This is a genomic window from Duganella violaceipulchra, assembly GCF_019166075.1.
Lineage (GTDB): Bacteria > Pseudomonadota > Gammaproteobacteria > Burkholderiales > Burkholderiaceae_D > Rugamonas > Rugamonas violaceipulchra.
In genome coordinates, this window is record NZ_JAHTGR010000007.1 from 111,587 (window position 1) to 131,696 (window position 20,110).

Below are 20,110 nucleotides of genomic sequence, written 5' to 3' on the forward strand. Positions count from 1 at the left end.
GTAGCCCTTCACGTCGACCGCCTTGAAGAAGTGGTTGGCGTTGATCTGCACCGACGAGCTCCACGAATCGACGATCACATTGCCGTTGATGACACCGCTGCCGCCGTTGACGCTGGCCAGTGGCGCCAGGATGTTGGCGGTCAGGCCGGTGTGGATGCCCAGGCCGGTCGCCTGGTAGAAGTTGAACAGCACGTTGTAGTTCTCGAAGCCCTGGTAGCCGCCGTTGAAGCTGCCCTTGTCGCCGCTGACATTCACGATCAGCGTGGAGCCCACGTTCAGGTTGCTGAAGTTGAAGTAGGTGACTTTCGACAGCGTCTTGGCGTCGATGTCGATCACTTCCACACTCTTCTTGCTGCCGGCGATGTTCAGGCCGCCCCACTGCTCGGTGGCGGTGCCGGTGGTGGACAGCTTGGACAGCGAGCTCGAAGTCGACGTCAGCTGGCCGGCCAGCGCGGTCATGTTGACCGGCGCGGTGCCGGTCTTGATTTTCGAGTACACATCGACACTCTGGGTCAGGCTGGCTTTGCCGCCGACAAAGGTGTCGCCGTTCTTGATCGAGCCGCTGGTGAACTTCAGGTCGCGGCCGGCGATCAGCGAGTAGCTGCCGTAGGCGTCGACGTTGTTGGCGTTGACCGAGTAATTTTCCAGCTGAACATCGCGACCGGCCATGATGGCGCCCTCGACGTCGGCGCTGGGCGCCTTGAAATCGGTGAAGGAAAATACGTTGGCGCCATGCAGCCCCAGATCCAGCACGGCAGCCTGCGCGCCACCCAGCGTAGCCATTGCAAGAACGACAGCAGAAACAGCGGTTTTCGTGACAGCGACCATGAATAGTTCCTTGATGGCAAATTAAATTACTTCAAGTATATCACGTTCCGTTGCCACGAAGCACTTTCATCCTTGCTGTTTGCGGCGGCGCAGCATCACCCCCATCAGGCCCAGGCCGGCCAGCAGCATGGCGTAGGTTTCCGGTTCCGGCACCGGCGCGGCCGGCACCGAGCCGCTAAAACTCTGCAGGTGGATCTCGCCGAACTGGTTCAGCGTCCTGGCGAACACGCCGCCTTCGACATTGGCGCCGCCGACGTTGCTGAACGTGCCGTCCGCCACCAGCACCTGGCCGCCAAAGGTGCGGCCGACGGTGACGCTGGTGTCATGGCCGGCGAAGTTCCAGATCAGCTTGCTACCCAGGGTTTGCGCCTGGTTGAAATTGGCGTACAAGCTCAGGTTGCTGTCGTCGGTGTTGAAGATCACCGTGCTGGCGCCGCCCAGGTTGAAGGAAATATCGGTCACCTTGTTCGAGAAGATCTTGCTGTCCTCATGGGTCAGGTCGAACACCAGCACGCCATTGACGGCGGTGCCGCTCAGCAACACATTGCTATCGTTGTTGCTGTACGTGACAGCGGTGCCGGCCGTCGCGTGCAGCGCCGACAGTTGGCTCGACAGGCCGGTCATCACCGCGCCGAAATTGGTCGAGGTTGAAGCCGCCAGCGTGCTGTTCATCACGCCGGTCGGCGCGGCCAGTACGTTGTTGTGATTGGTGTTGACGTAGCTGCCCGCATGCGCGCCGCCGTTGAAGTTGACGCTGCTGGCGGTGCCCGCCACCCAGGCGTCGCCGTTAAAGCTGGAGCCGCTCGCGGAGCCGCCCACGTACGAGGAGCCAGTGTTGACGTTGATACCGTTGGCGTCGCCGCCGGTCACCAGGCCCAGGCCGTTCACATGGACGTTGCCACTGAGCGTGCCGCCCACGGTCAGGCCAGCATAGGCCGAAGCCGGCGTATCGCTGGCGTGCTGCACGTAATCGCCACCGTTGGCATTCAGGTCCACATAGGCGCGGCCGTCCACGTGCGAAGTCGAGGTCAGGTTGCCACTGACGACAAGGTTAAACTGCTGCAGCATCTGATTGGCGGTCAGCGGCGCCGCGCAAGCAGTTCCAGACAAAAGGGTTGCGGCGGCAATGGCGATGCAAGTGCGAGCGATCATGGAGCGGTCCTTGGGGGAGATATTAGAAGAATAATATATATTGTTTTTAGCATATCATTATTTCCTGTTGTCAGTGTTATGAAAATCACCAACGGCCGTATGAAATCCGCTAAGCTGGCAGGCCGTCTATCAACAGAAGAACCAGCATGCCCAGCTTTGAACCCTTCCAGTTGCAAACCACCCGCCTGACCCTGCGCTTCGTCGACCGTGGCGATGCCGACGCCATGTTCCGCCTGTTCTCCGATCCCGTCGCGTTGCGCTACTGGAGCAGCGGCCCGTGGCTGCACGCCGCCCAGGCCGTCGACAACATCGAACAAACCCTCAAGGGCTACCAGGACGGCAGCTCGCTGCGCCTGGCGGTGGTGCTGCCGGACGGCAAACTGATCGGCACCGCAACCCTGTATGCCTTCGACCGCCGCAACCATCGCTGCGACATCGGCTACATGCTGGCGCAGCCGCACTGGGGCAAGCGCTACATGCAGGAAGCGCTGGCCGCCCTGATCGCCCATGGCTTCGGCGCGTTGGAGCTGCACCGCATCGAAGCCGATATCCACCCCGACAACATTGCCTCCGGCCGCATCCTGGAAGGCCTGCACTTCCAGCGTGAAGGCTTGCTGCGCGAGCGCTGGTTCGTCAGCGGCGAGATCTCCGACAGCGTGATCTACGGCCTGCTGCGCAGCGACTGGGACGCTGCAACGGTCATTACACAGAAGCACTGATTTAGCCGCCGCTTATCCTCTGGAATAACCGGCCATCCCGCTCAAACCGCAGTTGATCGGAATCCGCCACAGCGCGCCTGAGGGCTTTGCTACAGTGATTCCATCGCAACGATTTTGATGGAGTACCAAATGAGTAAATTGAACAGCCAGGCCGTGATGGATCTGATGGAAGAAATCTTCCGCGCCTTCGCGCAGACCGTGCGCTACGGCGTGCGTCTGGTGCAGCGCATGTCGCCGCCGGCGCTGCTGGGCGCCGCGCTGATCCTGGCCTTCATCCTGACCATCCTGCCGCTGGCGATGGTGCTGTTCGCCTTCTTCCTGGTGCTGAAGATCGCCGTCGGCGCCTGCGTGGTCGGCGGCCGCCGCCAGCGTCGCCGCCAGGAGAACCAGCAATGAAAAAGCGCGGGCTGGCCAAGGCCGGCTACGACAACGCCAAAAGCCTGCTCGACATCATCCGCGAGATCGGCGAAACGGCCACCAGCATGTGGTGGCGTTTCTTCGACTGGCTGGCGCAGGTGGAATGGCGCAAGCTGATGATGGTGTGGCTGCTGTTGCTGCTGTTCGGCCTGACGCCGTTCGGCCTGCCCAAGCAGACCGTCGCCTTCATCGGACTGTCACTGGGCCTGAAGGTGCTGGCCGGCGGCAAGCGTAAGGCCGAGATCGAAGCGCGCGACGCCACCAGCCACGCCGACGAGGAAGGCATGGAGCGGCGCCTGGTCGAGGCGCGCATGGCGGCCTTGCAGGCGCAGGTCGAACCGCACTTCCTGTTCAACACCCTCGCGCTGATCGGCCAACTGATCGAGACCGATCCGCCGCAGGCCGCGCGCATCCACCAGAATCTGATCGACTACCTGCGCGCCACCTTGCCGCAGATGCGCGCCAAGGGCAGCGGCACGCTGGGCCGGCAGATCGAGATGTCGCGCGCCTACCTGGCCATCATGCAGGCCCGCATGGGGGCGCGGCTGGCGGTGTCGGTCGACGTGCCGCCGGAAATGCTGAGCGCCACCTTCCCCGTGATGATGCTGCAGATCCTGATCGAGAACGCCATCAAGCACGGCCTGGAGCCGAAGATCGAGGGCGGCCGCATCGACATCCGCGCCAGCGTCGACGGCGCCATGCTGCAGGTGGACGTGCTGGACGACGGCATCGGCTTCAACATCCACGCCGGCGACGGCATCGGCCTGGCCAATGTGCGCGAACGCTTGCGCATCCTGTACGGCAACCGCGCACAGCTGGTGATCGAAGCACCACTGACCGGCGGCACCCGCGCCAGCGTCCGCATACCGTATGCGCCGGATATTTTTGCCCGAGGTTCGAAATGAATATCGCCACACCGGGCGGCCAGCGCCGCGCCACCGCGCTGATCGCCGACGACGAGGAACCGATGCGCCGCCAGCTGCGCGCGCGCCTGCTGGAAGCGTGGCCGGGACTGGAGATCGTCGCCGAGGCGGCCAACGGCATCGAGGCCGTGGCGCTGGCCGGCCAGTACCAGCCGGACATCGTGTTCCTCGACATCCGCATGCCCGGCCTGTCCGGCATCGAGGCGGCGCGCATGCTGTTCAACCGCTGCCACCTGGTGTTCGTGACGGCCTACGATCAATACGCGATCGAAGCCTTCGAACAGGGCGCGCTCGATTATCTGTTGAAGCCGGCCGGCGGCGAACGCCTGAAGACCACCTGCGCGCGCCTGCAATCGCTGATCGGCCAGCAGCCGTCCAACATCGAGCGTCAGCTGAGCCAGTTGTTGTCCAGCCAGAGCAAGCCGAGCGCCAAACCGGACTACCTGCGCTGGATCCAGGCGGTGGTCGGCAGCAACCTGCGCATGATCAGCACGCGCGAAGTGCTGTTCTTCCGCGCCGACGAAAAATACACACGGGTGCAGACCGCGCAAGCGGAAGTGTTGATACGCAAGACACTGAAGGAGCTGGCCGACGAACTGGACCCGGACGAATTCTGGCGCATCCACCGCTCGACCTTGGTGCGGGTCGATGCCATCGAAGAAGTCACGCGCGACTTGCGCGGACGGCAGATGGTGAAGATCCGCAACTTCAACGAACAGCTGGAAGTCAGCCGCGGCAACGCGCATTTATTTCAGCAAATGTAATCTCCCTCTGATCGTTATCAATATATACTTTCCCGCATCGTTCGGCCACACCAGGCCGCCGAACGGATGGGGGCAAATATTGATCGAATCTGTTCCATACCACGACAGGGAGAAAACAATGTCCAGCATACCCAAGCAGACGCGCAGCAACGTCATTCCATGCCTGCGCTACCGCGACGCGCCAGCCGCCATCGACTGGCTGTGCACCACGTTCGGCTTTGAAGCGACGCTGGTGGTGCCGAACGAGGACGGCAGCATCGCCCACGCGCAGCTCAGTTTCGGCAACGGCATGATCATGCTCGGTTCGGTGTTCGACACCGAGTTCGGGCGTCTGATGAAACAGCCCGCCGAGATCGGCCAGTTCAACACGCAGAGTTCCTACCTGGTCGTCAACGACGCCGACAAGGTGTACGACAACGTCAGGCAGGCCGGCGGCGACATCCTGCTCGATATCAAGGACGAGGACTACGGCGGACGCGGCTTCACCTGCCGCGACCCCGAGGGCCACATCTGGAGCATCGGCACTTACGATCCGGCGGATTAAGGGGAACATCATGGGACGTCCAGTACATTTTGAAATCCAGGCCAGCCAACCGCAGGTGCTGATCGAGTTCTACAGCGAGCTGTTCGGCTGGAGTTTCAACAAGTGGGAAGGCGGCGAATACTGGCTGATCGACACTGGCGACAGCAGCAAGCCCGGCATCAACGGCGGCCTGCTGCCGCGCCGGGGGCCTGCGCCCGAGGCGATGCAGGGCGTGAACGCCTTCGTCTGCACCATCGATGCCGAACAGCTCGACAGCATGCTGGCGCGCGTGGGCTCGTTGAAGGCGGAGGTGGTGGTGCCAAAGATGGCCATCCCCGGCGTCGGCTGGCTGGCCTACGCCAAAGACCACGACGGCAACATCTTCGGCATGATGCAAGCCGATACGCAAGCTATCTGATCAGTAAAAGCAATAGTGCGCCTCCCCCAAAGGATGATGATGAGGGTCTATAATGCACATCAGATTGCCGACGTGAAAGCAGAATTACCGTGAAGTTGCATGACCAACTAGATATTGAAAACTCCCCAGCCCCGTCCCCATTTGGGGCGATGGGGGGAATACATCCCATACTAGAAACCCCATTGGGCAGACTCTACGAGACGGATTGTCTCAACATGTTAAAAGCGATGCCTGCGGAATGCGTAGATCTTGCATTTGCTGACCCTCCATTTAATCTAAATAAAGAATATTCCTCGAAAATTAACGATAAAATATCTGAAGTAGACTACTTGGAATGGTGTAAAAATTGGCTCGATGAGATGGTTCGGGTTTTGAAACCCGGTGGTGCACTATTCCTATGGAATTTACCAAAATGGAATATTCATTTAGGCGCTCACCTTAACCAACAATTGAATTTTCGGCACTGGATCTCGGTCGACATTAAATATTCGCTGCCGATCACAAACCGACTATATCCTTCGCATTACTCGCTGCTTTACTATATTAAAGGTGAAAAGCCAGCCATTTTCCATCCTGACCGCACCCCTATTAGCTGCTGCCGGCATTGTGGTGGCGAGATTCGCGACTATGGCGGCTATAAAAACAAGATGAACCCGAAAGGTGTGAACTTGGCCGACGTATGGACGGACATTCCACCAGTACGACACGCAAAATACAAGAAACGCTCAGCAAATGCACTGCCCTTAAAATTAATGGATCGCATAATCGCAATGTCAAGCGATGCCGGCTCTGTAGTCCTTGACCCATTCGGAGGTTCTGGGACGACTTTTGTGGCTGCCGAATTGACCGGGAGACATTGGATAGGTAGCGAACTAGATTGTTCCGCAATTGCCGAACGCTTTGCATCACTTCAAGGTGATAAGGAGCATCTGCTCGACATTCAAACCAACAAAAATATTTTGTTTAAGCAGGACGATCTCGCGCGACAAAAAAAATCTGGACGGAAGCTATCCAAGGACTATCGCCTTCAAATCAACGGTGATGATTGTCAATGCGATACCGACGAAATCGTACAGAGCTCACTCTTCGTTAACTCTTAGTTCTCCCCCTTGATTTTAGACTTGACCTTTGTCAAGGTTTTCGTTTTGCTCTTGGCGGCCTTGCGCTTTGCATGACCTGACATACCGTCACTTGCCGTCGGCAAATAAGGCAACGACGGATCGTTCGACAAAGCATCATGTTCAACTACAGAGATGGCGAGCAATCCTCGTCCATCTTTGGGACGTAGGCTTTCCCACATTTCCAGATATCCAGAAAGCTCGGCGATATTCCCAATACGGTCCGTCAATTGGGCGTACAAATCGCGGCTAGGCACAATTAATACCCCTATTTGGATAATCCCCGTTTTTAAGGCAATGGCTAATTTATTCATTGACCGATGAGACGAAGAGATATTTCCTGTCTCCCACTCAATTGCTACCTTGTGCCCATCCAGTGTCGATGTAAGAAAATCAAATCCACCAAAATTCGATACTATTGGCTCCTGATAAGCCTCGCCGGAGGGGTACAAAAAAATCACTGGCTGTTGGCGATTTTTCCCAAGATTAACATCCGCTTCTGACTTCCACCCCTCGATTTCCATCATATTGCGCAGAAAATGGCTACGCAAATAGCCGACGCCATTACGATCATAAACTTTACTATCGGGACGACGCGCCTTGTTTCGGATGGTCAGCGCACCACTTCCAATCGGATGAAAAATCTTCTCAATTGCGTCCTTATAACTTTGATGAACAGCTTTCCATCCTTCAGACGACATAATGTCACCCTCATTGAACAACACCAGCGTACGAAGCCATTTCATTGGACGTTTCCTATAATTCGATGAATCGACTATAGGGCATTATTTTCCCACTGACAAGTTAACGCAGAGACTAGATGTACCGCCCACAATCTGAGCAGGCCGAATACGAGTGATGTCGAGGTAGAGCGGCGGCACATGGCGCTGCCAATTCACTTGCCAGCATGCCCGGCAACACTAGCTGGCTCAGTTGGCAAAATTGAACACAGAGATAGTAGTGCCGAAGATGCCGCCCCTCCGGCATCGGCCGGCTAGCCCACGCCAAAGACCACGACGGCAACATCTTCGGCATGATGCAGGGCGACGCCGACGCGGCGTCGCTGGCAGCACAAGGCAAATGAGGCCGCTGTGCCGTTGTAGATGAACCTCCAACGGTTCAGCAGCTCTCTACAATCAATCACCGGGCCATCGCGGCTAATAGAAAAATTTAGGTTGGGGATTGGGAAAGCACATCGCTATTGATATAAACAACTTCCTCAACAGGCAGTATCTGCTACACCAAAAACGGTATCAACGCGAAGGCGTCATAGCCGGCCTTGATGGCTTCCTCGAAACTGCCATAGGTGCCAAGTATGTGTCTCCAGAAATAACAGCATACTTGCCTTCATCCGCCAGCATTGCGTCGAGGTTCTGAGCGAATACCTCGAATTCCTTTTGCAATGTAGACATTTCCAGTTCCTCCAACGGCTATCGATGGGAATGGATTTAACCTAGCACTATCTCCGTGCCAGGCCAAGCGTGCAAGACAAGCTTAGGCCAGCGCGGCGATCAGGTCCTGGTCAGCCACCTGGGTAGGCCGGATGCGGATGATATTGCGGTACAGCGGCGGCATAGTGGCGCACAGCGCTGCCAGTTCGGCTTCCGGCATGCCCGGCAGGACGTACTGGAACTGCGTCGGATTTTTCAGCGGCAGCGGGCCTTCCATCGTCGAGCCATAGGCGCCCAGGTTCATGAAGCTGATGGCGCCACTATCCGGCCCTTGGGCAAAGACGAAGGTGCCGTCCTTGGGATGTCCAAGATACTGGCGCACTTCGTCCTGTTGCGCCGGCGTGGCCCCGGCCATCAACTTGAAACGCAGCTGCGCGTAGGCGCGCGTGGTTTCCATGAAGGCGCTGCGGATGCCCGAGTACGACATCCGGCCCGGCATGCACAGCAGCAGATTGCCGAACGAATCCAGCAAGGCCACCGCATCCCCTGCCCCGCCATGTTCGCGGTCGCGCGCCATCGCTTGCAGCAGGAACGGCGCCAGGCCTGCGTCTGGATGCTGCGGCGTGCAGCGGTAGGCCAAGGCGTCCGGATACAGCTGTCGCAGCGCGCGCACGATGGCGTGGTGGGACGCCAGCGTCATCGGGCATTTCAATTGTTGTTGCGGCAGATCTGTGTTGAACAGTTCCGTCACTTCGCCGGCTGTGGCCTCGAACACCAATGAGCACAAGGCCTGCGTCGGTTCGGAGATGGTTTTGCCGATGAAGAAGGACTTCGGCGCGGCGCCAGAGCTGGCGCGCGTGTACAGCGACGAGCCGAGGATGGCCGGGTAGCTGAACGTCGCTTCGGCCTGTGGCCTCAATGCTTCCGGCAGCGCGCTGAAGGTGGCGCTGGCGTCGTAGTTGACGCCCGCGCTTTTGTCCGGCGCGGCCACCACCACATTGAAACCGCCAGCCAGGATCGCGCCACTGCACATGCAGCAGGGATCGAGCGAGGTGACGATGGTGATGTCTTGCGGTTCCGGCAGCTCGCGGCCCCTGGCGCGTTCAGCGTAGTACCAGTCAATCAACTGGCGCTCGCCGTGAGCGGTCGGATCGAAGATCAGCCCCTGCTTGATAACGTTGTTGTGCAGCGACTGCAGCACGTTGCCATGCTGGTCGAGCATCAAGCCGCCGACGCCAAAGGTGCCCTGCGTTTTGGCGGCAATAGCCTCCGCCGCCGCTATCGCGACGGCTGCCTGCACATCGATTGTCTTCTTGAAGGCCAAGTTTTACTTCTTCTTCAGGTCAGCGCCACCGAAGGCGTTCGGCAGCTGCTCGGCTGCCGTGGTTTCGTAGATGTCGCCTTTGAGGTTGGTCAGCAGAACCGGCAGTTCGTTGCCGCCCAACTCCAAGATCACCTGGCGGCAAGCGCCGCACGGTGCGATAGGTCCATCGGTCTCGCCGATGACGACCAGTTGCGAGAAGTCGCCCGGCTTGTAGCCTTGCGCGAAAGCGCTGAAGAAGGCGGTACGCTCGGCGCAGTTGCACAAGCCGTAGGATGCGTTTTCCACGTTACAGCCGTGGAAGACCTTGCCGTCGTTGGTCAGCAGCGCAGCGCCGACCTTGAAGTTGGAATACGGCGTGTAAGCCTTCAGGCGCGCGGCGGCGGCTTCGACGATCAGTTCTTGTTTGTTCATGTGCGGCTCTCTTAAGGACGGATCGTGCGGTAGATAACCGGGTTCGCTGTCGGCGCGGTACCGGCGATCTGGTAGGCCGCCTGGATTTCACGGATCGCCTGCTCGGCAGCTTCCTGCGTGCGCGCGTGCACCATCGCCAGCGGCTGGCCGGCTTCGATCTTGTCGCCCAGGCCAACCAGTTCGGTCAAACCGACAGCGTAGTCGATCGGATCGGCAGCACGGCGACGGCCACCGCCCAGGCTCACCACGGCCAGGCCGATGTCGCGGCAGTTGGCGGTAGCAGCATAGCCGGATACCAGCGCAGGCGCCGGCACGATGATCGGCGAACGCTCCAGGTACTTGTCCGGATTGTCCATCAAGTCGGCCGGTCCGCCCAGCGCCACCACCATGCGCGAGAAGCGCTCGGCGGCTTCGCCGCTGTCCAGCGACGCCTGCAGCTTGGCGCGCGCTTCCTCTTCGGTGGCGGCCAGTTTGCCCAGCACCAGCATCTCGGCGCACAGCGCCATCGTCACTTCGTGCAGGCGCGCAGGGCGCGATTTGCCGGTCAGGTAATCCATCGCGCCGCGTACTTCCAGCGCGTTGCCGGCGTATGGCGCCAGTGATTCGTTCATGTCGGTCAGGATGGCCGACGTCATCATGCCGGCGCCGTTGCCGACCTTGACGATGCTGTCCGCCAGTTCGACAGATTTGTCGTAAGTCGGCATGAAGGCGCCGCTGCCCACTTTGACGTCCATCGCCAGCGCGTCCAGGCCCGCCGACAGCTTCTTCGACAGGATGGAGCCGGTGATCATGGCGACCGATTCCACGGTGGCTGTCACGTCGCGCACGCCGTAGAAGATCTTGTCCGAAGGCGCCAGCGACGAAGTCTGGCCGATGATGGCGACGCCGACTTCCTTGACCACTTTGCGGAACAGCTCATTGGTCGGCACGGTGCTGTAGCCGGGGATGGAATCGAACTTGTCCAGCGTACCGCCGGTGTGGCCCAGGCCTCGGCCGGAGATCATCGGCACGAAGCCGCCGCAGGCCGCGACCATAGGGCCGAGCAGCAGCGAGACCACGTCGCCGACGCCGCCGGTCGAGTGCTTGTCGACCACCGGGCCTGGCAGGTCCAGCGAGCGCCAGTCCAGCACTTCGCCGGAATCGCGCATCGCCAGCGTGAAGGCGACGCGTTCGTCCATGGTCATGTCGTTGAAGTAGACCGCCATCGCCAGCGCGGCGATCTGGCCTTCGGTGACGCGGTTCGAGGTGATGCCGCCAACGAAGAACTGGATCTCTTCAGCGGACAGGACGCCGCCGTCACGCTTCTTGCGAATGATCTCTTGAGGTAAGAACATGGAATTCTCCGCTTAGGTAAATTGATAACGCCGCAGCGAAGTTCGCGGCACCCGCGAACCCCGCACTGCGGCGACGCTCGGGGTCGGACCCCGCACGGGGTCCGACCCCTTCTGTTTTGGGGTTAAACGCCGTATGGAATCCAGACGTTCTTGACTTGCGAGGCGTGCGCCAGTACCGCGCGGCCGCCGCTTTGAGCGGTGCTGTACCAGTCACGCCCTTTCGCGCCGCCGACCCAGGTGCGCTTGAGCGAAGCAGCCGACAGGCGCTCCACCTCAGCACAGCCTTCAGCCGAACCGTCATGACGCCATACTGCGTCGATGTCCGAGTGCGTCGCCAGCGTGCGCGCCAGTTCGTCGGCCGAACCGGTGACGATGTTGACCACGCCGTCCGGCAGGTCCGACGTATCGAACACCTGATACAGGTCGGTGGCCGACAGCGGATGCGCTTCCGACGGCACCACCACCACGCGGTTGCCCAGCGCGATAGCCGGCGCCACCAGCGAGATGAAGCCCAGCAGCGGCGACTCATTCGGGCAAACGATGCCGATCACGCCAACCGGCTCATTCAGCGCCACGGTGATGCCGTGCATCGGCGGCTGGTGCGCCAGGCCGTCGTACTTGTCGGCCCATGCGGCGTAGTAGAACAGGCGCTCGATCGAAGCCTGCACTTCTTTTTCCGCGTTCCTGGAACCGGTCATCGCGGCGATGCGGGCTGCGAATTCCTCGCCGCGCGCGGCCAGGTTCTCTGCGATGTAGTACAGCACCTGCGCACGGTTGTGCGACGTGGCTTTCGCCCAGCCGCCGGCCTTGTGCGCAGCTTCCACCGCGTTGCGGATGTCCTTGCGATTGCCTTCGCCGACTTCGCCGATGAAGGCGCCGTCTGCGCCGTGGATCGCACGGCTGTAGGCGCCGTCAGGGCGGGCCTGCTTGCCGCCGATGTACAGCTTGGCGGTGCGGTCGATGGCGAATGCGCCACCTGCCGCCGGTGCGGATGCCTTAGCTTTGGCCTTGGCTTCCACCACTGGCGTCGCTGGACGCGCATCTTCCGATTTGGCGGTCAGGTATTCGTACATGCCTTCGCGACCGCCTTCACGACCGAAGCCGGATTCGCGGTAGCCGCCGAAGCCGCAAGCGGCGTCGAACTGATTGGCGGTGTTAATCCACACCACGCCAGCCTTGATCTGCGGCGCGACGTCCAGCGCCAGCGAGATATTCTCGGTCCAGACGCAGGCCGCCAGGCCGTAGACGGTGTTGTTCGCCAGTTGCACGGCTTCCGGCGGAGTGCGGAAGCTCATCGCCACCAGCACAGGTCCGAAGATCTCGGCCTGCGCCACGGCGGCGGACGTCGATGCGCCGGTGATCAGCGTCGGCGGGAACCACGAGCCGTTGGCCGGGATTTCGCACTTGGGCTGATAAACCTCGCAACCTTCGGCGCGGGCCGATTCCACCAGGCCGGCGATGCGCTGCTGCTGCACCGGATCGACCAGGGCACCGATGTCCATCGACTTGTCCAGCGGCGAACCGAGGGTCAGCTTGTCCATGCGGGCGCGCAGCTTGGCCAGGAACTTGTCCTGCACCGATTCCTGCACCAGCAGGCGCGAACCTGCGCAGCATACCTGGCCCTGATTGAACCAGATCGAATCGACCAGGCCTTCAACGGCGGCATCCAGATCGGCATCGTCGAACACGATGAACGGCGACTTGCCGCCCAACTCCAGCGACAGCTTCTTGCCGCTGCCTGCGGTGGCGATGCGGATCAAGCGGCCTACTTCGGTCGAGCCGGTGAAGGCCAGCTTGTCGATGCCCGGATGGTTGACGATGGCTTCGCCCACGCGGCCATCGCCGGTGACGATGTTCACAACACCGGCAGGCACGCCGGCCTGCACGCAGATCTCGGCGAACAGCATCGCGGTCAGCGACGTGAATTCGGCCGGCTTGAAGACGATGGTGTTACCAGCGGCCATGGCCGGTGCGATTTTCCACGACAGCATCAGCAGCGGGAAATTCCACGGCACGATCTGGCCGACCACGCCGACGGCGCGGTAGTCCGCGAATTCTTCGGCTTGCAGTTGCGCCCAACCGGCGTGGTAGTAGAAGTGTCGCGCCACCAGCGGCAGGTCGACGTCGCGGGTTTCGCGGATGGTCTTGCCGTTGTCCAGCGTTTCCAGCACGGCGAACAGGCGCGCGTGCTTCTGCATCAGGCGGGCCAGCGAGTACATGACCTTGGCGCGGCCATGGCCGCCCAGTGCCTGCCAGCCCGGCTGCGCGGCGCGCGCGGCTGCCACGGCGCGATCGACGTCGCTGCCGGTGGCCTGGGTCAGGTCGGCCAGCTTGGCCGCATCGGCCGGATTGGTCGAGGCGAACAACTCGCCCGGCTCGCTCCACTGGTTGTCGATGAACAGGCCGAAGGCGCGGCCGTGCTGCTCCAGCCACGCTTGCGCTTCTTTCGTGCTTTCCGGTGCTGGGCCGTATTCCATGGTGTTCAAGATCTCTTTGATGGTTGGCATGACGTGTCCGTATTCTTTATGGTTGCGCGTGACGATGTGCGGCGGAGTAGTTGCCGGTCACATAGTGCTCAAGCTGGCGTTCGATGTCGGTCAGCAGGCTCGATGCGCCGATGCGGAACAGGTGTGGCTCCAGCCACTCGTTGCCCAGTTCTTCCTTCATCAGCGACAGGTACTGCAGCGCGGCCTTGGCCGTGCCCACGCCGCCGGCTGGCTTGTAGCCGATCTTGAAGCCGGTCTGCTCGTGGTAGTCGCGGATCGCGCGCACCATCGTCAGCGATACCGGGATCGTCGCGTTGACCGGTTCTTTGCCGGTCGAGGTCTTGATGAAGTCCGCACCAGCCATCATGCAGACCCACGAAGCCTTGGCCACGTTTTCCAGCGTGACCAGTTCACCGGTCGCCAGAATCGCCTTGACGTGCGCTTCGCCGCAAGCCTTGCGGTAAGCCAGCATCTCGTCGTACAGCGCTTGCCAGTTGCCCGTCAAAACGTGCTGGCGGGTGATGACGATATCGATCTCGGTCGCGCCTGCGGCCACCGACAGTTCGATCTCGCGCACCTTGGTTTCCATGCTGGTCAAGCCAGCCGGGAAACCGGTCGATACCGCGGCGATCGGCAGGCGGCCTTGCAGGACCTGGGTCGCCGGCTTGATCATCTCGTGGTACACGCAGACGGCGCCGGTGGTCAGCTTGTAGTCCTGCAGGCCCAGCGCCTCGACCAGGTCCGAACGCAGCGGACGCATGGCCTTCATGCACAGGCGCTCGACGCGGCCCGGCGTATCGTCGCCGGACAGCGTGGTCAGGTCGATCAGGCCGATGGCCTTGACCAGCCAGGCGGCCTGGTATTCCTTCTTCACCGTGCGGCGGTTCGCCAGACTGGCGGCGCGGCGGTCGGCAGCGCTCTTGTTGATGTGGATGTGGTTAATCCAGCCCAGGTCCAGTGGGACCGCTTCGTTACGTTTGAAGGTCATAACAGGTTGCTTCCGTGGGAAAGTGGTTTGACGCCAAGATGGTGGGCCAGCGTCTGGCCGATATCGGAGAAGGATTCGGAGATAGGCAGCTTCTGCGCCTTCACGCCCGGACCGAAGAAGATCATCGGGATATGTTCGCGGGTGTGGTCGGAGCCAGGCCAGGTCGGATCGCAGCCATGGTCGGCGGTGATCACCACCAGGTCGCCCTCTTTCAGCTTGGCGATGAACTCGGGCAGGCGCGCATCCATCTCGTGCAGCGCGTTCGAGTAGCCGGTCACGTCACGGCGATGACCGAAAGCCTGGTCGAAGTCGACGAAGTTCACGAAAGTCAGCGACTTGTCGCCGGCTTCTTCTTCCACCTTCATCAGCGCGTCGAACAACGCCATGTTGTCCTTGCCCTTGACCATGCGCGATACGCCCTGGGTCGCGAAGATGTCGCTGATCTTGCCGAGGGCGATGACTTCGCCGCCGTCGTTCTTCACGTGGTCCAGCAGCGTAGGCGCCGGCGGTGCGACCGCGTAGTCGTGGCGGTTGGTGGTGCGGGTGTAGTTGCCATCCGCGCCGGTGAACGGGCGCGCGATCACGCGGCCGATGTTGTACGGCTCGACCAGTTTGAAAGCGATCTCGCAGATTTCATACAGGCGCTCCAGGCCAAACGATTCTTCGTGCGCGGCGATTTGCAGCACCGAGTCGGCGGAGGTGTAGATGATAGGTTTGCCGCTGGCGACATGCTCGTCGCCGTGCTTGTTGATGATTTCCGTGCCCGATGCATGGCAGTCGCCCAGGAAGCCAGGTACGCCGGCCAGCTGTTGCAGCTTGGCGGTCAGCTCGGCCGGGAACGACGGCACGGTTTTCGGGAAGTAGCCCCAGTCGAATTCCACCGGCACGCCGGCGATTTCCCAGTGGCCGGACTGCGTGTCCTTGCCGGTCGAGCGTTCGCGCGCGGCGCCATAGGCGGCGGTGAAGCCTTCACGCTGTTCGAAGCCGGCGGCCCACTGGCCGCTGGCGGTATGGGCGGCCGCGGCCAGGCCCAGTTTTTCCATGGTCGGCAGCGACATCGGCTTGCCGCTCTTGGCGGCCCACTCGGCGATGTGGCCGAAGGTGTTGGCGCCGACGTCGTTGTACTTCGCGGCATCGGGCGTGGCGCCCAAACCAAACGAATCGAGCAAAAGGATAAATGCGCGTTTCATAATTTCGAACTCCTTAAAAGCAAAGGGGCGGACCAGCCGCCCCTCGGGGATCTTACGCCTGCGGCGTTTTGGCCACGTTGGCCAGGAAGCCCAGGATCACTTCAATCAGCGAGGTCGCCGCGACGGCCGCGTATTTCAGCGTCTGCTCGTGCGACAGCGGGAACGGCGACAGGCCTTCGGCCAGGTTGGTGATGGCCGATACACCGACCACTTTCAAACCGCAGTGACGAGCCGACACCACTTCCGGCACCACCGACATGCCGACCATGTCCGCACCCAGCGTCTTGAAGGCGCGGATTTCGGCAGGGGTCTCGAAGTTAGGACCAGCGTAGGCGATGTACACGCCGTCGTGCAGGGTGACGTTCTTCTCTTTGGCCGAGGTGTGCAGCAGCGCGCGCAGGTCGGCGTCGTAGGCGTTGGCCATGCTGAAGAAGCGCGGACCGAAACGCTCGTCGTTCGGGCCCATCATCGGCGTGCCTGGCAGGTAGTTGATATGGTCGGTCAGCGCCACCAGCGAGCCGGCGTCGACTTCGGTGCGCAGCGAACCTGCGGCGTTGGTCACGAACAGCATCTCGCAGCCCAGCAGCTTCATGGTGCGCACGGCGCTGGTCATCACGCCCAGGCCGTAGCCTTCGTAGACGTGGCCGCGGCCCTTCATGCACACCACCGACACGCCCGACAGGGTGCCGATCACCAGTTCGCCGGCGTGGCCGTGCACGGTGCTGATCGGGAAGCCTGGCAGTTCATTGAAACTGATGGTGACCGCGTCGGTCATTTGTTCCGCCAGCACGCCCAGGCCGGAACCCAGAATCATTGCGATGCGCGGCTTGAAGCCCGCAGGGACACGGGCGCGAATGATGTCAGCTGCCTGGAATGGGGAATTATTAGACATGGTTATCCTCTGTTTTTCTGTTGTGGCTGGGGAAGCTGACACTATGCATCATCGTCCATATGTATGGCAAATACCATTTTTCTTAAGCATTTATACTAAAGCGATATAAATCGGGGGTATTATAAATGAAGGCAAACTTAGCCGCAGTGCGTGATTGACTTGATTTGAACAAATGTTTACCATGATGGACAAATGTTTTAGCGAGTAAGCCGTGACCGATTCTTCCAAGAAGGACCAGCTCTACCAGCTGATCCGCGCCAATCCCTTCATTTCCCAGCAGGACCTGGCCGTGGAACTGCGCCTGTCGCGCTCCGCCGTGGCCGGTCATATTGCCGGTTTGATACGCGAACGGCGCCTGCTGGGCCGTGCCTACGTGCTGCCGGACAAGCGTCCGGTGATGTGCATAGGCGCCGCCAACCTGGACCGCAAGCTGCGCACCATCGCCGCCATGCAGCTGGGCACCTCCAATCCCGCCACCGCCGAGGAAGTCTATGGCGGCGTGGCCCGCAACATCGCCGAAAACCTGTCACGCCTGAACCTGCCGACCGCATTGCTGACCGCCCTGGGCGACGACGTGGCCGGCCGCAGCCTGCAAGACCACGCGGAAAACGCCGGCATCGACACGCGCGGCAGCCTGAAACTGCCGGACACGCCAACCGGCACCTACACCGCCATCCTCGACGATGCCGGCGAACTGGTGGTGGCGCTGGCCGACATGGCGCTGTACGACCGCATCACTCCTGAATATCTGGCCAGCCGCCAGCCGCAGCGTTCCGCCGCCGCGATGACGGTGGTCGACCTGAACCTGCCAGCCGACAGCATCGCCCTGCTGCTCGACAGCGCCCGGGCCGACAACGTGCCGCTGGTGATCGTGGCCGTATCGCAGCCGAAGATGGCGCGTCTGCCGGCCGACCTGAAAGGCCTGCGCCTGCTGATCCTCAACCGCGGCGAACTGGAAACCCGAGCCGGCCGCGCGCTGCCGACCGAAGCCGAGGTGCGCGCCGCCTGCCGCGACGTGCAGGCCCAGGGCGCGCAGGACGTCATCGTCACCTGCGGCAGCCAGGGCGTGTTCCACACCCGCGACGGCGAGCTGGTTTGGCTGGCCGCGCACCAGGTGGACGTGGTCGACGTCACCGGCGCCGGCGACGCCTTTTCGGCCGCCGTCTGCTGGTCGCTGTACCAGGGCAGCGCCGACCTGACGCTGGCCTGCCGCCGCGGCCTGAAGGTCGCCGCGATGACGCTCGAATCCCAGGAGACGGTGTCGCCGATGCTGGCCGCCGATGTCCTCGACGAGATCCACGACTTCGACCTGTCGGCGGAATACAACCCGCCGCTCTTCCCCAACAAGGCATAAGGAATCACACCATGCACCAATACCTTCTGTTTTCGCCCGAAGTGGCGGCAGCCCGTGCCGCCGGCAAGCCGATCGTCGCACTGGAATCGACCATCATCTCGCACGGCATGCCCTACCCGCAGAACGTGCAGATGGCGCGTGAAGTGGAGCAGATCATCCGCGACGGCGGCGCCGTGCCGGCCACCATCGCCATCATCGGCGGCAAGATCTGCATCGGCCTGTCGGAAGAACAGCTGGAACTGCTGGGCACCTCGCCCGACGCCATGAAGGTCAGCCGCCGCGACCTGCCCTACGTGCTGGCGCAATCGAAACTGGGCGCCACCACCGTGGCGGCGACGATGATCTGCGCCGAACTGGCCGGCATCCCGGTGTTCGTCACCGGCGGCATCGGCGGCGTGCATCGCGGCGCCGAGACCAGCTTCGACATCTCGGCCGATTTGCAGGAACTGGCGCAGACGTCGGTGGCGGTGGTGTGCGCCGGCGTCAAGTCCATCCTCGACATCGGCCTGACGCTGGAATACCTGGAGACCCACGGCGTGCCGGTGGTCAGCGTGGGCCAGCGCGGCTTCCCCGCCTTCTTCACGCGCGAGAGCGGCTTCAACGCCGACTTCCAGCTCGATACGCCGGCCGAACAGGCGGCCTTCATCCACTCCAAGTGGCAGCTGGGCCTCAAGGGCGGCGTGGTGGTCAGCAATCCGGTGCCGGCCGCCGATGCGATGCCGAAGGCGGAGATCGACGCCATCACCGCACAGGCCTTGCAGGAAGCCGATGCGCAAGGCGTGACCGGCAAGAACGTCACGCCCTTCCTGCTCAACCGCATCAAGCAGCTGACCGAGGGCCGCAGCCTGGCGACCAATATCGCGCTGGTGAAGAACAACGCCCGTTGCGGCGCGGCCCTCGCGGTGGCCATGCTGGCCCACTGATATCGAATCACATCGCCAAAAGAACGCCATGTCCATCGATCTGAAACAACTAAGATACTTCCTCGCCGTCGCAGAAGAAAAGAGTTTCAGCCGCGCCGCCGAGCGCCTGCACATTTCGCAGCCGCCTTTGAGCCAGCAGATCATGAAGCTGGAAAGTGAATTGGGCGTGAAGTTGTTCGCCCGCACCACCCGCACCTTCGAGCTGACGGTGGCGGGCAAGGCGCTGATGGGCGAGGCGTCCGACCTGCTGGGCAAGATGCGCATGACCATCGACACCATCCGCCAGATCGACCGTGGTGAAGTGGGCCGGCTGCGGGTGGGCATCGTCGGTTCGGCGATGTGGGGGCCGATACCGAGTTTGCTGGAAGAGTTCCAGACCAAGTTCCCGCGCGTGAGCTGGACCCTGCATGAACTGGGGCCTACGCTGCAGTACGAAGCGCTGCGCGCCAAGCAGATCGACGTCGGCTTCTGGCGCGAGCCCAAGCTGGACGAGGATGACCTGAAAAACGACAACCTGCGCCAGGAGCTGTGCTTCCGCGAAGACGTGTGCGTGGCCATCAACGAGCACCACCCGCTGGCCAAGCAGGAAGCGATCGAGCTGACCGACATCGCCGACGAGCCGATGCTGACGCTGGCGTTGGACAAGTCGTCCTTCCCGCGCTACCTGATTCAATGCTGTGTGAAGGCCGGCTTCCAGCCGACCATATTCCAGGAGGCGTCCGAGCCGCAGACGCTGCTGGCGATGGTGGGCGCGGGCCTGGGTGTGGCGCTGCTGCCGGAGACCACCAGCCGCATCGGCTGGCCGGGTGTGGTGTTCCTGCCGATTCGCACCAATCCGCCGTCGGCGAACCTGTACATCACCTACACCACGCTGGACGATGCGCCGGTGGTGCGGGCTTTCCTCAACATCCTGAACCCCGTAAAGCCGGGGGTCTGACCCCGTGCGGGGTCAGAC

19 protein-coding genes and 1 pseudogene are annotated in these 20,110 nt (G+C 61.6%); 10 read left to right on the forward strand and 10 right to left on the reverse strand.

Features of this window, described 5'->3' with window-relative positions; all coding sequences use genetic code 11:
- Positions 1 to 39 precede the first annotated feature (39 nt).
- Positions 40 to 828: pseudogene (locus KVP70_RS14765) on the reverse strand (choice-of-anchor A family protein); the annotation flags it as partial.
- Positions 829 to 894: 66 nt separating this feature from the next.
- Positions 895 to 1,980 (reverse strand): FxDxF family PEP-CTERM protein, encoded by a 1,086-nt coding sequence (locus KVP70_RS14770; RefSeq protein ID WP_229224835.1) that lies wholly within the window; start codon positions 1,978 to 1,980, stop codon positions 895 to 897.
- A 146-nt stretch (positions 1,981 to 2,126) separates the two neighbouring features.
- Between KVP70_RS14770 and KVP70_RS14775 the strand changes: the two genes are divergently transcribed.
- From KVP70_RS14775 to KVP70_RS14805, 7 genes are all read left to right on the forward strand, one after another.
- Positions 2,127 to 2,699 (forward strand): GNAT family N-acetyltransferase, encoded by a 573-nt coding sequence (locus KVP70_RS14775; RefSeq protein ID WP_217942990.1) that lies wholly within the window; start codon positions 2,127 to 2,129, stop codon positions 2,697 to 2,699.
- 129 nt (positions 2,700 to 2,828) lie between these two features.
- Positions 2,829 to 3,095: a hypothetical protein gene (locus KVP70_RS14780; protein WP_217942991.1), complete on the forward strand. Its 267-nt coding sequence runs from the start codon at positions 2,829 to 2,831 to the stop codon at positions 3,093 to 3,095.
- Positions 3,092 to 4,021: a sensor histidine kinase gene (locus KVP70_RS14785; protein ID WP_217942992.1), complete on the forward strand. Its 930-nt coding sequence runs from the start codon at positions 3,092 to 3,094 to the stop codon at positions 4,019 to 4,021. Before KVP70_RS14780 ends, KVP70_RS14785 begins: the two co-directional genes overlap by 4 nt.
- Entirely contained in the window at positions 4,018 to 4,803 is a 786-nt protein-coding gene (locus tag KVP70_RS14790; RefSeq protein WP_217942993.1) for a LytR/AlgR family response regulator transcription factor, read from the forward strand. The genes KVP70_RS14785 and KVP70_RS14790 overlap by 4 nt, the downstream gene beginning before the upstream one ends.
- A gap of 118 nt (positions 4,804 to 4,921) precedes the next feature.
- Entirely contained in the window at positions 4,922 to 5,347 is a 426-nt protein-coding gene (locus KVP70_RS14795) for a VOC family protein (RefSeq protein WP_217942994.1), read from the forward strand.
- Positions 5,348 to 5,357: 10 nt separating this feature from the next.
- The gene (locus tag KVP70_RS14800; RefSeq protein ID WP_217942995.1) at positions 5,358 to 5,744 is read left to right on the forward strand and encodes a VOC family protein; all 387 of its coding nucleotides are present in this window, start codon (positions 5,358 to 5,360) and stop codon (positions 5,742 to 5,744) included.
- A 215-nt stretch (positions 5,745 to 5,959) separates the two neighbouring features.
- Positions 5,960 to 6,844 carry a DNA-methyltransferase gene (locus KVP70_RS14805; protein WP_217942996.1) on the forward strand — a complete coding sequence of 295 codons (885 nt, stop codon included), beginning with the start codon at positions 5,960 to 5,962 and terminating at the stop codon, positions 6,842 to 6,844.
- Here the strand turns inward: KVP70_RS14805 and KVP70_RS14810 are convergent.
- The 8 genes from KVP70_RS14810 to xapA all read right to left on the reverse strand — a co-directional run bounded on the left by KVP70_RS14810 (position 6,841) and on the right by xapA (position 16,878).
- Entirely contained in the window at positions 6,841 to 7,608 is a 768-nt protein-coding gene (locus tag KVP70_RS14810) for a BglII/BstYI family type II restriction endonuclease (protein WP_217942997.1), read from the reverse strand. The two genes, KVP70_RS14805 and KVP70_RS14810, sit on opposite strands and share 4 nt — an antisense overlap.
- 748 nt (positions 7,609 to 8,356) lie before the next feature.
- Positions 8,357 to 9,577 carry a nucleoside deaminase gene (locus KVP70_RS14815; RefSeq protein WP_217942998.1) on the reverse strand — a complete coding sequence of 407 codons (1,221 nt, stop codon included), beginning with the start codon at positions 9,575 to 9,577 and terminating at the stop codon, positions 8,357 to 8,359.
- 3 nt (positions 9,578 to 9,580) lie between these two features.
- Entirely contained in the window at positions 9,581 to 9,988 is a 408-nt protein-coding gene (locus KVP70_RS14820; RefSeq protein WP_070267263.1) for a cytidine deaminase, read from the reverse strand.
- Between the two features lie 11 nt (positions 9,989 to 9,999).
- A complete protein-coding gene (gene deoA, locus KVP70_RS14825) occupies positions 10,000 to 11,322 on the reverse strand; it encodes a thymidine phosphorylase (RefSeq protein WP_217942999.1) in 1,323 nt (440 codons plus the stop codon).
- 122 nt (positions 11,323 to 11,444) lie between these two features.
- Entirely contained in the window at positions 11,445 to 13,829 is a 2,385-nt protein-coding gene (locus KVP70_RS14830; protein WP_369698888.1) for an aldehyde dehydrogenase family protein, read from the reverse strand.
- Between the two features lie 16 nt (positions 13,830 to 13,845).
- Entirely contained in the window at positions 13,846 to 14,796 is a 951-nt protein-coding gene (gene deoC / locus KVP70_RS14835; protein ID WP_116992524.1) for a deoxyribose-phosphate aldolase, read from the reverse strand.
- Entirely contained in the window at positions 14,793 to 15,986 is a 1,194-nt protein-coding gene (locus tag KVP70_RS14840; protein ID WP_217943000.1) for a phosphopentomutase, read from the reverse strand. Before KVP70_RS14840 ends, deoC begins: the two co-directional genes overlap by 4 nt.
- Before the next feature lie 52 nt (positions 15,987 to 16,038).
- A complete protein-coding gene (gene xapA / locus KVP70_RS14845; RefSeq protein WP_026335059.1) occupies positions 16,039 to 16,878 on the reverse strand; it encodes a xanthosine phosphorylase in 840 nt (279 codons plus the stop codon).
- Positions 16,879 to 17,089: 211 nt separating this feature from the next.
- Here xapA and KVP70_RS14850 point away from each other — a divergent pair, with 211 nt between their 5' ends.
- From KVP70_RS14850 to KVP70_RS14860, 3 genes are read left to right on the forward strand one after another with little or no spacing between them, the layout of a single operon-like run.
- The gene (locus KVP70_RS14850) at positions 17,090 to 18,232 is read left to right on the forward strand and encodes a carbohydrate kinase (RefSeq protein ID WP_217943001.1); all 1,143 of its coding nucleotides are present in this window, start codon (positions 17,090 to 17,092) and stop codon (positions 18,230 to 18,232) included.
- Positions 18,233 to 18,243: 11 nt separating this feature from the next.
- Positions 18,244 to 19,155, forward strand: a complete 912-nt coding sequence (locus KVP70_RS14855; RefSeq protein ID WP_217943002.1) for a pseudouridine-5'-phosphate glycosidase — start codon at positions 18,244 to 18,246, stop codon at positions 19,153 to 19,155.
- Between the two features lie 28 nt (positions 19,156 to 19,183).
- Positions 19,184 to 20,092, forward strand: a complete 909-nt coding sequence (locus tag KVP70_RS14860; protein WP_217943003.1) for a LysR family transcriptional regulator — start codon at positions 19,184 to 19,186, stop codon at positions 20,090 to 20,092.
- Positions 20,093 to 20,110 lie beyond the last annotated feature (18 nt).